The organism is Kitasatospora sp. NPDC002227, assembly GCF_040296285.1.
Lineage (GTDB): Bacteria > Actinomycetota > Actinomycetes > Streptomycetales > Streptomycetaceae > Kitasatospora.
Genome location: NZ_JBEOWY010000092.1, coordinates 1 through 11,956, shown reverse-complemented (window position 1 = coordinate 11,956; position 11,956 = coordinate 1). Strand labels below are relative to the sequence as shown.

General features: G+C 70.8%; 9 protein-coding genes. 4 read left to right on the top strand and 5 right to left on the bottom strand.

Translation table 11 applies throughout. The features are described 5' to 3' along the window. Positions 1-120 precede the first annotated feature (120 nt). The gene (locus ABT095_RS37785) at positions 121-645 is read right to left on the bottom strand and encodes a MarR family winged helix-turn-helix transcriptional regulator (RefSeq protein ID WP_350534160.1); all 525 of its coding nucleotides are present in this window, start codon (positions 643-645) and stop codon (positions 121-123) included. Between the two features lie 74 nt (positions 646-719). Here ABT095_RS37785 and ABT095_RS37780 point away from each other — a divergent pair, with 74 nt between their 5' ends. Continuing rightward, positions 720-1,985 (top strand): MFS transporter, encoded by a 1,266-nt coding sequence (locus ABT095_RS37780; RefSeq protein WP_350534159.1) that lies wholly within the window; start codon positions 720-722, stop codon positions 1,983-1,985. A 114-nt stretch (positions 1,986-2,099) separates the two neighbouring features. On the opposite strand, the gene ABT095_RS37775 is transcribed toward ABT095_RS37780, so the two are convergent. Both ABT095_RS37775 and ABT095_RS37770 read right to left on the bottom strand, forming a co-directional pair. Next, positions 2,100-4,001 carry an ABC transporter ATP-binding protein gene (locus tag ABT095_RS37775; protein ID WP_350534161.1) on the bottom strand — a complete coding sequence of 634 codons (1,902 nt, stop codon included), beginning with the start codon at positions 3,999-4,001 and terminating at the stop codon, positions 2,100-2,102. 113 nt (positions 4,002-4,114) lie between these two features. Further along, positions 4,115-5,848 carry an ABC transporter ATP-binding protein gene (locus ABT095_RS37770; protein WP_350534158.1) on the bottom strand — a complete coding sequence of 578 codons (1,734 nt, stop codon included), beginning with the start codon at positions 5,846-5,848 and terminating at the stop codon, positions 4,115-4,117. A 306-nt stretch (positions 5,849-6,154) separates the two neighbouring features. On the opposite strand from ABT095_RS37770, the gene ABT095_RS37765 reads away from it, so the two are divergent. From ABT095_RS37765 to ABT095_RS37755, 3 genes are read left to right on the top strand one after another with little or no spacing between them, the layout of a single operon-like run. Continuing rightward, on the top strand, positions 6,155-8,053 hold the full coding sequence (locus ABT095_RS37765; protein ID WP_350534157.1) for an AMP-dependent synthetase/ligase: 1,899 nt from the start codon (positions 6,155-6,157) through the stop codon (positions 8,051-8,053). 53 nt (positions 8,054-8,106) lie between these two features. Further along, positions 8,107-9,336: a radical SAM family heme chaperone HemW gene (hemW, locus tag ABT095_RS37760; RefSeq protein ID WP_350534156.1), complete on the top strand. Its 1,230-nt coding sequence runs from the start codon at positions 8,107-8,109 to the stop codon at positions 9,334-9,336. 40 nt (positions 9,337-9,376) lie between these two features. Further along, positions 9,377-9,937 (top strand): Uma2 family endonuclease, encoded by a 561-nt coding sequence (locus tag ABT095_RS37755; protein WP_350534155.1) that lies wholly within the window; start codon positions 9,377-9,379, stop codon positions 9,935-9,937. On the opposite strand, the gene ABT095_RS37750 is transcribed toward ABT095_RS37755, so the two are convergent. Both ABT095_RS37750 and ABT095_RS37745 read right to left on the bottom strand, forming a co-directional pair. After that, positions 9,925-10,746, bottom strand: coding sequence for a DUF3097 domain-containing protein (locus ABT095_RS37750; RefSeq protein WP_350534154.1), 822 nt, complete (start codon positions 10,744-10,746; stop codon positions 9,925-9,927). The two genes, ABT095_RS37755 and ABT095_RS37750, sit on opposite strands and share 13 nt — an antisense overlap. A gap of 19 nt (positions 10,747-10,765) precedes the next feature. Next, positions 10,766-11,695 (bottom strand): YobF C-terminal domain-containing protein, encoded by a 930-nt coding sequence (locus ABT095_RS37745; RefSeq protein WP_350534153.1) that lies wholly within the window; start codon positions 11,693-11,695, stop codon positions 10,766-10,768. Positions 11,696-11,956: the final 261 nt, after the last annotated feature.

The window sequence follows — 11,956 nt, the reverse complement described above, 5'->3', positions numbered from 1 at the left end:
AAACGCTCGGCTGGGAAACCCCAGCCGAGCGTCTGGCTAAACTCCTCGCGGCCTAGACAACCGACCACGTGTTGCAACGACCCCTAGAAACCGCCATCTCGCTCCGGGCCCTGTCCCGTCTCAGGAGGCCGCGGTGAGCAGCCGGCGGAGCAGGTCGTTGAGGGTCTCGACCTCCGCCTGGGTGAAGGTGTCGAGGACGGTCTGCTGGGCGATCAGCCCGGCGCCGACGGCCCGGTCGATCAGTTCGAGGCCCTCCGGGGTGAGGGTGACCCGCAGGGCGCGCCGGTCGGTGGGGTCGGGGGAGCGGGTGAGCAGCCCGGCCTTCTCCAGCTTGTCGAGCCGCCCGGTCATGCCGCCGGTGGTGAGCATCAGGGTGGCCGTCAGCTGCTTGGGCGAGAGGGCGTACGGCTCGCCGGAGCGGCGCAGGGTGGCGAGCACGTCGAACTCGCCCCTGCTGATCCCGTACGCCGCGTACGCGCGCTCGGTGCGGTCGCCGACCGCCTTGGCGAGCCGGTAGATCCGCCCGAAGGTGGCCATCGCCGCGGTCTCCAAGTCCGGGCGGACGCACTGCCACTGGGCGGTGATGACGTCCACGGCGTCGGGGGCGGGGTCTACGGGGGCGGGGGTCGGAGGGGAAGAGCTCATGGGAGGAGTCTTGCACAGCGGTCGCTTGCGAGAAAGTAGCTTACAAATAAGTAGCTTGGTGCTAAGTTACTTTCATGCGTTCGAATCAGCGTCGCTTCCCGGGCGAGCTCAAGCTCCTCACCGCCATGGCCGTCGATGCCATCGGCAACGGCATGTACATCCCCTTCACGATCGTCTTCTTCCGCCATGTGACCGACCTCCCGCTCGCGGTCATCGGCCTGGTGCTCACGATCACCGGCCTGGCCGGGATGGCCGCACTGCCCCTGGTCGGCTCGCTGGTGGACCGCTACGGTGCCCGGCGGGTGCAGCTCGCGCTCTACCTGGTGCGCGGCGTGGGCTTCGTCGCGTACCCGTTCTCCGGCTCGCTGGCGGCCTTCTTCGTGGTCTCGCTGGTCACCGCGGCCGCGACCCGGGGCTTCCCCGCCGCCCAGCAGGCCCGGATCGGCGAGCTGGTCTCGGGCGCGGACCTGGAGCGGCTGAACGCCCTCGGCCGCAGCCTGGTCAACGGCGGCCTCGGCGCGGGCAGCCTGCTGGCCGCGCTGCTGGTCGGCTACGCGGGCGGCACCGGCTACACCGTCGCGGCGCTGGTGAACGCGGCGAGCTTCTTCGTCGCCGGCGTGCTCGCCTGGGGCGTGCCGGAGCGGGCTCGGTCGGAGCAGCCCCTCGAGCCGAAGCAGGCGGTGGCGGCGGAGCAGATCGGGTACCGCGCGGTGCTGGCGGACCGTCCGTTCCTCGGGCTGAGCACCGCGAACTTCCTGATCTCGCACGGGTACGCGGCGCTCTCGGTCCTGCTGCCGGTCTACCTGACCGAGGTGCTGCGGGAACCCCAGTCGCTCACCGGTATCGCCTTCGCGGTCAACACCGTCATGTGCGCGGGGCTCGGGGTGCCCGCCGGGCGGCTGGTGCAGCGGTTCGGCAGCCGCAACCGGGCGGCCGCGACGGGGGCGGCGCTCTTCGCGGCGGCCTTCGTGGCGGACGCGGCGCTCGGCCTGGCGGCGCCCGGTTCGGGGTGGGTGACGGCCGGTGTGCTCGCCGCGGTGGCGCTCGCCACCTTCGGCGAGGTGGTCCACAACCCTGCCGCCCAGGCCCTGGTCACGGCGGCGGCCCCGCCGGCCCTGCGCGGCCGCTACATGGCGACCTACCAGCTCTCCTGGTCGCTCTCGGCGGCGATCGCGCCCTCGCTCTTCACTGGCCTGATGGCGCTGGACGGCCGCCTGCCCTGGCTGGTCCTGGGGGCCGGCGTCGCGGCCGGCGGGGCGCTGCTGCTCCGCCTGGAGAAGCACCTCCCGGAGGAGGCGGTCCGGGCCCCGAAGGAGGCCAAGGTGCCAGTGGCCGCTTGACGGCAAGGGGCGCGAGGAACCGCGCGAAGCCGGAAGGTGACAGGTCGCTGCCTTCCGCGCTCGCGCGGTTCCTCGCACCCCTGGTGGTGCAACCGGACGTGGTGCAGCCAGGCGTCAGTCGACCTCGGCGACGGCCTCCGCGAACTGGGCCTGGTAGAGGCGGGCGTAGGCCCCCTCGGCGGCGATCAGTTCGTCATGGCTGCCCTGCTCGACGATCGAGCCGTTCTCCATGACCAGGATCACGTCGGCGTCCCGGATGGTGGAGAGGCGGTGGGCGATGACGAAGCTGGTCCGGCCGGTGCGCAGGGTGGCCATGGCCCGCTGGATCAGCACCTCGGTACGGGTGTCGACCGAGCTGGTCGCCTCGTCCAGAACGAGGATCGAGGGCTGGGCGAGGAAGGCCCGGGCGATGGTGATCAGCTGCTTCTCGCCCGCGCTGACCCCGGTGCCCTCGTCGTCGAGGACGGTGTCGTAACCCTCCGGGAGGGTGCGGACGAACCGGTCCACGTGCGCGGCCTTCGCCGCCTCGATCACCTGCTCGCGGGTGGCCGACTCCGCCCCGTACGCGATGTTGTCGGCGATCGAGCCGCCGAACAGCCAGGTGTCCTGCAGCACCATGCCGATGCCCGAGCGCAGGTCCTCGCGGGACATCGCGGCGATGTCCACCCCGTCCAGGGTGATCCGGCCGCCGCTGACCTCGTAGAAGCGCATCAGGAGGTTGACCATGGTGGTCTTGCCCGCGCCGGTCGGGCCGACGATGGCCACCGTGTGGCCCGGCTCGACCTTGAGGGAGAGACCGTCGATGAGCGGCTTCTCCGGCTCGTAGCGGAACGAGACGTCCTCGAAGGAGACCCGGCCGCGCAGCTCCGCCGGGCGCTCCGGCATGGCCGGCTCCGGGCTCTGCTCCGGCGCGTCGAGGAGCTCGAAGACCCGCTCGGCGGAGGCCACCCCGGACTGCACCAGGTTGGCCATCGAGGCGACCTGGGTGAGCGGCTGGCTGAACTGCCGGGAGTACTGGATGAAGGCCTGCACGTCACCGATCGACAGCGCGCCGCTGGCGACCCGCAGACCGCCGACCACCGCGACCAGCACGTAGTTCAGGTTGCCGATCAGCATCATGGCCGGCTGGATGATGCCCGAGATGAACTGCGCCTTGAAGCTGGCGGCGTAGAGCTCCTCGTTCTCCTTGGCGAAGGTCTCGGCGGACTCCTTCTGGCGCCCGAAGACCTTCACCAGCGCGTGGCCCGTGTACATCTCCTCGATGTGGGCGTTGAGCGCGCCGGTGCTCTTCCACTGCGCGATGAACTGCGGCTGGGCGCGCTTGCCGACCTTGGTGGCCACCACCACCGAGGCGGGCACCGAGACCAGCGCGATCACCGCGAGCAGCGGGGAGATCCAGAACATCATCGCCAGCACGCCGACGATGGTCAGCAGCGAGTTGACCACCTGGCCCATTGACTGCTGCATCGACTGGGCGATGTTGTCGATGTCGTTGGTGACCCGGCTGAGCACCTCACCGCGCGGCTGCTTGTCGAAGTAGCTGAGGGGCAGCCGGGAGAGCTTGGCGTCCACCGACTCGCGGAGCCGGTAGACGGTCCGCTGGACAACCGTGGCGGCCAGGCGGGACTGGAAGATGCCGAACACGGCTGAGGCGAGGTAGATCCCCAGCACCCAGAGCAGCACGGTGCCGATGGCGTCGAAGTCCATCCCGACACCGGGGGTGAAGGGCACCGTGTTGAGCAGGTCGGCGATGTTGCCCTTGCCGCCGGCCCGCAGCGCCTCGATGATCTGCTGCTTGGTCACGCCGGGGCGGTCGTTCTGCTTGCCCACGATGCCCGCGACGATCAGGTCGGTCGCGTGGCCGAGGATCTTGGGAGCGACCACCGAGCAGGCCACCGAGAGCGTGCCGAGCAGGAACAGCCCGTACAGGCGGGCCCGCTCGGGACGCATCAGGCGCAGCACCCGGCGGCTGGAGCCCTTGAAGTCCATCGACTTCTCGGTGCCCTGGCCGCCCATGAAGCGGCCGGGCCCGGCCGGCCCCCGGCGGGCGGCGGCGGCCTGCGAGTCGGTGGCCACCTTGGGGGCGTCCTTGGACAGCTGAGCCGGCTTCGACGGCTTGGACGGGGTACTCACGCCGCCTCCTGCTCGGTGAGCTGGGAGAGCACGATCTCCCGGTACGTGGGGTTGTCGGCCATCAGCTCGTGGTGGGTGCCGGAGCCGACGACGGCGCCTTCGTCCAGCACCACGATGCGGTCGGCGTCGCGGATGGTGGAGACGCGCTGGGCGACGATCACCACGGTGGCCTCGGCGGTCTCGCGGCCGAGCGCCTTGCGGAGCTTGGCGTCGGTGGCGTAGTCGAGGGCCGAGAAGGAGTCGTCGAAGAGGTAGATCTCGGGCCGCCGCACCAGGGCTCGGGCGATGGCCAGGCGCTGGCGCTGGCCGCCGGAGACGTTGCTGCCGCCCTGGGCGATCGGGGCTTCGAGGCCGAGTTCGAGCTTCTCCACGAAGTCCTTGGCCTGGGCCACCTCGAGGGCGTGCCAGAGTTCTTCGTCAGTGGCGTCGGGGCGGCCGTAGCGAAGGTTGCTGGCGACCGTGCCGGTGAACAGGTACGGCTTCTGCGGCACCAGGCCGACGGTTTCGGCGAGCAGCGCGGGGGAGAGGTCGCGCACGTCCACGCCGTCCACCAGGACGGTGCCGCCGGTGGCGTCGAAGAGCCGCGGCACCAGGCCGAGCAGGGTGGACTTGCCGCTGCCGGTGGAGCCGATCACGGCGGTGGTGCGGCCGGGCTCGGCGAGCAGGTCGATCTCGCGCAGCACCGAGGCCTCGGCGCCGGGGTAGCGGAAGTCGACCCCGCGCAGCTCGAGGTGGCCCCGGCGGCCCAGCTCGGTGACGGGCGCGGTCGGCGGCACGACACTGGAGTCGGTGCCGAGCACCTCCTGGATGCGCTCGGCGCAGACCTCGGCACGCGGCACCATCATGAACATGAAGGTGGCCATCATGACGCTCATCAGGATCTGCATCAGGTAGGACAGGAAGGCGGTCAGTGCGCCGATCTGCATCCCGCCGCTGTCGATCCGCTGGGCGCCGAACCACATCACGGCGACGCTCGCGAGGTTCACCACCAGCATCACGGAGGGGAACATGAAGGCCAGGATCCGGCCGACCCGCAGGCTGACGTCGGTCAGCTCCTGGTTGGCCGAGCCGAACCTGTCCTGCTCGTGACCGTCCTTGACGAAGGCGCGGATCACCCGGATACCGGTGATCTGCTCGCGCAGCACCCGGTTGACCACGTCGATCCGGCTCTGCATGGAGCGGAACTGCGGGCGCAGCTTGCGGACCAGCAGGGTGACCACGGCGCCGAGGACGGGGACGACCACGACCAGCAGGCCGGAGAGCGGCACGTCCTGCTGGAGCGCCATGATGATGCCGCCGATGCACATGATCGGCGCGGCGACCATCAGGTTGAAGCCCATCAGGGTGAGCATCTGGACCTGCTGGACGTCGTTGGTGGTGCGGGTGATCAGGGAGGGCGCCCCGAACTGGCCCAGCTCGCGGGCGGAGAAGCTCTGCACCCGGTCGAAGACCTCGGCCCGCAGGTCGCGGCCGACGGCCATCGCGGTGCGGGAGCCGTAGAAGACGGCCCCGATCGAGCAGAGGGCCTGGGCGGCGGTGACGCCGATCATGGCTCCGCCGATGGCCATGATGTAGCCGGTGTCCCCCTGGAGGACGCCCTTGTCGATGATGTCGGCGTTGAGGGTCGGCAGGTACAGCGCGGCGATGGTCGAGACGAGTTGGAGCACGACGAGCAAGGCGATCGGTTTGCGGTACCGGGCCAGACGGGCCCGGAGAATAGTGATCAGCACTGAAGCACTCTCGTTGTCGGCTGGGGGATTCGCATCCCATTTTCATACTTCGCGGCGGCTTCAGAGCGGCTTTGCCGCGGCCCGACCCGTCGCCTTGTAGCGTCCATTGCACTGCCGGTCCGCCCAGGTGTCAGCTGCGGCTACCCCCTTACGGAACGGCTCCGTACCCCCTAGGCTGCTGATTGCCCTCTTGTTACTCGCTGGTTAACAAGGTTGGTTACCGTGTTAACCGCCAAGACGGCCGGTCGGCGCCCCCCTCATGCCGCCGCCGCTCACCCACGGCCACCCGCCCCCCGGAGGTCCTCGTTGAGTTCCGCGCAGTCCATGATCGAGCGACGCCCGGTGTCCGTGGCGCACCTTTTCCTCAGCAGGGTAGAGGCCACTCCTGATGCCGAGGCGTACCGGTACCCCGTGCCGGTCGACGAGCACGCGGCCGACGGCGCGCCCGGCGCCGAGCAGTGGCGCTCGCTGACGTGGGCGCAGACCGCCGAGCGGGTCAAGGCGGTGGCCGCGGGTCTGATGTCGCTCGGCACGGAGACCGAGGACCGCGTCGCGCTGGCCTCGGCGACCAGACTGGAGTGGATCATCGCCGACCTGGGCAACATGTGCGCCGGGGCCGCGACCACCACCGTCTACCCGAGCACCAACGCCGAGGAGACGGCCTTCATCCTGGCCAACTCCGGCAGCAAGGTGCTCTTCGCCGACACCGTCGGCCAGCTGGTCAAGGTGGTCGAGCAGCGCGAGCAGCTGCCCGAGCTGACCACCGTGGTGCTCTTCGACCGCCCGGCCGAGCTGCCTGAGGCGCCCGGCATCACCGTGCTCTCGCTGGCCGAGCTGGAGCAGGCCGGCGCCGCGTACCTGGCCGAGCACCCGGACGCGATCACGAAGTCCGTGGACGCGCTCGAGCCCGAGCAGCTGGCCACCCTGATCTACACCTCCGGCACCACCGGCCGCCCCAAGGGCGTGCGCCTGGTGCACGACTGCTGGGCGTACGAGGGCGTGGCCCAGCAGGAGAGCGGGCTGCTGCGCTCGGACGACATCCAGTTCATGTGGCTGCCGCTCTCGCACGTCTTCGGCAAGACGCTGATCTCCGGCCAGATCGCCACCGGCCACGTGATGGCCGTGGACGGCCGGGTGGACCGGATCATCCACAACCTGCCGGTGATCCGCCCGACCCTGATGGCCTCCGCGCCGCGCATCTTCGAGAAGGTCTACAACGGCATCGCGGGCAAGGCCCGGGCCGAGGGCGGCGCCAAGTACAAGATCTTCATGTGGGCGGCTCGCGTGGCTCGCGAGCACGCCCGGATCAGCCAGGAGACCCGGATCGCCACCGGGAAGGCGAGCGTGCCGTTCGGCCTCGGGCTGCAGCACACGCTGGCCGACAAGCTGGTCTACGCCAAGATCCGCGCCGCCTTCGGCGGGCAGCTGCGTGGCTCGGTCTCCGGCTCGGCGGCGCTCGCCCCCGAGATCGGCTTCTTCTTCCTCGGCGCCGGCGTGCCGATCCTGGAGGGCTACGGCCTGACCGAGACCAGCGCCGGCTCCACCGTCAACCGGGCCGAGGACGTCCGGGTCGGCACCGTCGGCAAGCCGCTGCCCGGCACCGAGGTCCGGATCGCCGAGGACGGCGAGATCCTGCTGCGCGGCCCCGGCGTCATGCGCGGCTACCACAACCTCCCGGAGCAGACCGAGGAGGTCCTCGAAGCCGACGGCTGGTTCCACACCGGCGACATCGGCGAGGTGGTCAAGGACGGCTACCTGCGGATCACCGACCGCAAGAAGGACATGTTCAAGACCTCGGGCGGCAAGTACGTCGCGCCCAGCGAGGTCGAGGGCAAGTTCAAGGCGATCTGCCCCTTCGCCAGCAACATCCTGGTGATCGGCAACGGCCGCAACTTCTGCACCGCGCTGATCGGCCTGGACGAGCCGGTGATCATGCAGTGGGCCGCCGAGCACGGCCTCGCGGGCAAGAGCTACGCCGAGGTGGCCGCCGACCCGCAGACGGTGGCGCTGATCGAGGGCTTCGTCAAGCGCCTCAACGGCGATCTGCAGCGCTGGCAGACGATCAAGAAGTTCACGCTGCTCCCGCGTGACCTCGACATCGAGCACGGCGAGCTGACCCCGAGCCTGAAGATCAAGCGCCCGGTGGTCGAGAAGAACTACGCCGAGGCCGTGGCCGGGATGTACGCGGGCGCCAACGAGGCGTGAGCCCTGCCTGAGGTCCGGTACGGCGTTCGCGCGCCGTACCGGACAATGGGGGTATGCCCTCCGCACTCCCCGACGGCGAAGCCGTGCCGCACGACGGTTCCCTGCCCGCCCACGCCCTGACCGGCCTAGGCGAGCGGCCCTTCGGCTTCTACCTGCACGTGCCGTACTGCGCCTCGCGCTGCGGCTACTGCGACTTCAACACCTACACCGCCACCGAGCTGCGCTCCTCGGGCGCCGTCGCCTCGCAGGAGACGTACGCGGGCAATCTGGTGGAGGAGGTCCGGCTGGCCCGCCGGGTGCTGGGTTCCACCGATCTCCCGGTGCAGACGGTTTTCTTCGGCGGGGGTACGCCGACCCTGCTGCCCGCCACCGATCTGGTGCGCGCGCTGGCGGCGATCCGGGACGAGTTCGGGCTGGCCGCCGATGCCGAGGTCACCACCGAGGCCAATCCGGAGACCGTCTCACCTTCGTACCTCGCCGAGCTGCGCGAGGGCGGCTTCAACCGGGTCTCCTTCGGCATGCAGAGCGCCAAGTCGCACGTTCTGCAGTTGCTCGACCGCCACCACACCCCCGGCCGCCCCGAGGCCTGCGTGGCCGAGGCCCGCGCGGCCGGCTTCGAGCACGTCAACCTGGATCTGATCTACGGTACCCCCGGCGAGTCCGACGACGACTGGCGCGCCTCGCTGGACGCCGCGATCGGCGCCGGGCCCGACCACGTCTCCGCGTACTCGCTGATCGTGGAGGACGGGACGAAGCTGGCGGCGCGGGTCAAGCGGGGCGAGCTGCCGATGATCGACGACGACGTGCACGCCGACCGGTACCTGATCGCTGAGGAGGCTCTCTCGGCTGCGGGCTTCGAGTGGTACGAGGTCTCCAACTGGGCCACCACCGACGCCGGGCGCTGCCGCCACAACGAGCTCTACTGGACCGGCGCCGACTGGTGGGGCGCCGGCCCCGGCGCCCACAGCCACGTCGGCGGCGTGCGCTGGTGGAACGCCAAGCACCCCGCCGCCTACGCCCAGGCCCTGGCGGAGTCCCGTACCCCCGCCCTGGGCCGGGAGGTGCTGCCGGAGGAGGACCGCCGGGTCGAGCGCATCCTGCTGGAGCTGAGGCTGAAGGAGGGCTGCCCGCTCTCGCTGCTGGCAGCGGACGGGCTGGCGGCCGCCGAGCGGGCGGTCAAGGACGGGCTGCTGGACACGGCGTCGTTCGCGGCCGGCCGGGCGGTGCTGACGCTGCAGGGCCGCCTGCTGGCGGACGGCGTCGTGCGTGACCTGGTGGACTGATTGTCGTTACGGTAGTTGCAGCCGTCCGAGGGAGCGTTCGATGACCGCCGTGGATGACCGCACGACAGCGATCTACGAGAGCCTTGAAGTCCCCGAGGGGTACAAGGCTGAGCTCATCAGGGGCGAAATCGTGATGATGGCGGGGCCCGACCGGGTCCACAACTGGATCGTGGAGTCGATCCTCGACCAGATCCCCCGCACCGACTGGCACCGTGCCCAGACGCAGGACATCGCCATCCCAGAGCAGGCCAGTGAGCCGCAGCCTGACCTGGTCGTCTACGAGCGCGGCTCGGTCGAAGGCCCGGGGCGGCTGATTCCGTCCGCTGCGGTGACGATGGTGGTCGAGGTGGTCTCGAAGACCAGCGGCCACCGGGACTACCAGGAGAAGCGGCAGCTGTACGCGGAGGGCTCGATCCCGGTGTACCTGATCGTTGATCCGATCGAGGGCGTCTGCCTACTGCTCACTGAGCCCAGCGACGGGATGCCGTCGGGGGTGTCGGACTACCGCTCGGCGCGGACCACCAAGTTCGGCGAGCCGATCGCGGTGGACGCGCTGGGCCTCACTCTCGACACCAGCGAGTTCCAGACCTACTCCTCCTGAGCGGTCACGAAGTCGATCAGCTGCTCGACCCTGCCGAGCAGGGCGGGCTCCAGGTCCTTGTAGGAGTTGACCGAGGCGAGGATGCGCTTCCAGGCGGCGGGGGTGTCGACCGGCCAGCCGAGGCGGCGGCAGATGCCCTCCTTCCAGGACTCCTCGAAGGGCACGTCGGGCCAGCCGGGGATGCCGACGCTTGCGGGCTTCACCGCCTGCCAGATGTCGATGTAGGGGTGGCCGACGATCAGTACGGCATCGCCGGTGACCTGGGCGGCGATGCGGTGCTCCTTGGTGCCGGGGAGCAGGTGGTCGACCAGGACGCCGAGGCGGCGGCCGGGGCCGGGGGAGAAGGCGGCGACGATCGCGGGGAGGTCGTCGATGCCCTCCAGGTACTCGACCACCACGCCCTCGATCCGCAGATCGTCGCCCCAGACCCGCTCGACCAGCTCGGCGTCGTGCCGGCCCTCGACGTAGATCCGGGACTCACGGGCCACCCGGGCCCGTGCGCCGGGCACGGCGATCGAGCCCGAGGCGGTCACGCGCTTCACCGGCGCGGCCGAGCGGTCGGGCCGGACCAGGGTGACCACCTTGCCCTCCAGCAGGAAGCCGCGCGGGGCCATCGGGAAGACCCGCAGCTTGCCGAAGCGGTCCTCCAGGGTCACGGTGAAGCCCTCGGCGGTCTTCTCGCACCGCACCACCGCCCCGCAGAAGCCGCTCGCGGCCTCCTCGACCACGAGGTCCCGCTCGGCGGCGATCTCGGGGGCGGGAGCCTGGTTCTTCCAAGGCGGAGTCAGGTCCGGTCCGTAACTGCGCATCCGGCGATCATACGAGCCGTCAGGCCGCCGCCGGGCCCAGCGCCGCGTGCAGCTCCGCGTACGTGGGGGCCAGCAGGCGCAGGCGGGCCGCCGCTGCCTGGTCGTCGCCGTGCACCAGCGGGTACTGCAGGCCGCCGAGGAGCCGGGCCTGACGCTGGGTGACGGCGGCGGCGTCCGACAGCCCGAGTGAGGCCAGGCAGACCGCCGCGTCGTTCAGGCGGCGGGCTCCGACCCGTACGCCGAAGGCGGTGAGCAGCGTGCGGATGCCGGGCGGTGTGCCCTGGGCGACCAGCTCGGCGAGCGCCTCGACGGCGGCGGCCCCGCCCAGCGAACCGGGCGGCATGGGCAGCTCGTCCCGCCCGGCCAGCCACCGTGCGGCCCTGGGCAGCGACCGCCGGAGCGCATCAAGAGGCGCGACCAGGCGTTGGCGCACGAAGTCGGTCCGCAGGACGAACGGCGCGTCGATGTAGCTGATCCCCTTCCCCTCCCAGGCGCCGAGGAAGGCCTGGGCGGGCATGGTCGCGTACGGGTGGCCGTGGGGGTCGTGGAGCTCGACCTCGTCCTGGTCGGCGGCGAGCACCACCACGTAGTGGTCGCCGCCGCCGTCGTTCGGGGTGCCGGGCTGGTACAGCAGCAGGCCCATGTCCACCGGACCGACCAGAACGGGCCCCCGCGAGCAGGCGGCTCGCAACCGGTCCAGCGCCTCGGCCGGGGTGCCGCCGTCGCTGCGCTCGCAGCTCCAGCCCAGCAGCTCGACCGCGGCGTCCAGGCCGGTCTCGGGGTGCCAGCCGTAGGGGTCGAACAGCGGCAGCGAGCCGGCGATGAGCTGGGCACCGAACGGTGAGCCGGTGAGCGTTTCGATCACGGCGGTGGACGGAGCGTCCTGGCCCAGCATCATGGCCAGTGAGTTGGTGAAGCAGTACGGTCCGGAGCCGGTGTAGCCGAGCACGGAGAACCCTTCGTGGTGTGGGGCCGCACCGGAGGCTCACCGGGCGGACGGGAACAGCCAACCCCCTCACACGGTGTCAGGGTCAACCGCCCCCGCCCGGGAGCTCAGAGTCGCACCAGGTGGACAGTGTGCGGAGTCCCGTCGGTGGCGTGCACGGTGACGATGTCCGGGTCAGACACCCCATGACGTTTGAGGTCAAGCGGCATGGAGGTGGGCGTGGTGCGACCAGGCGGTCGCTTCGTCGTATCGGGTGCGGGTCTT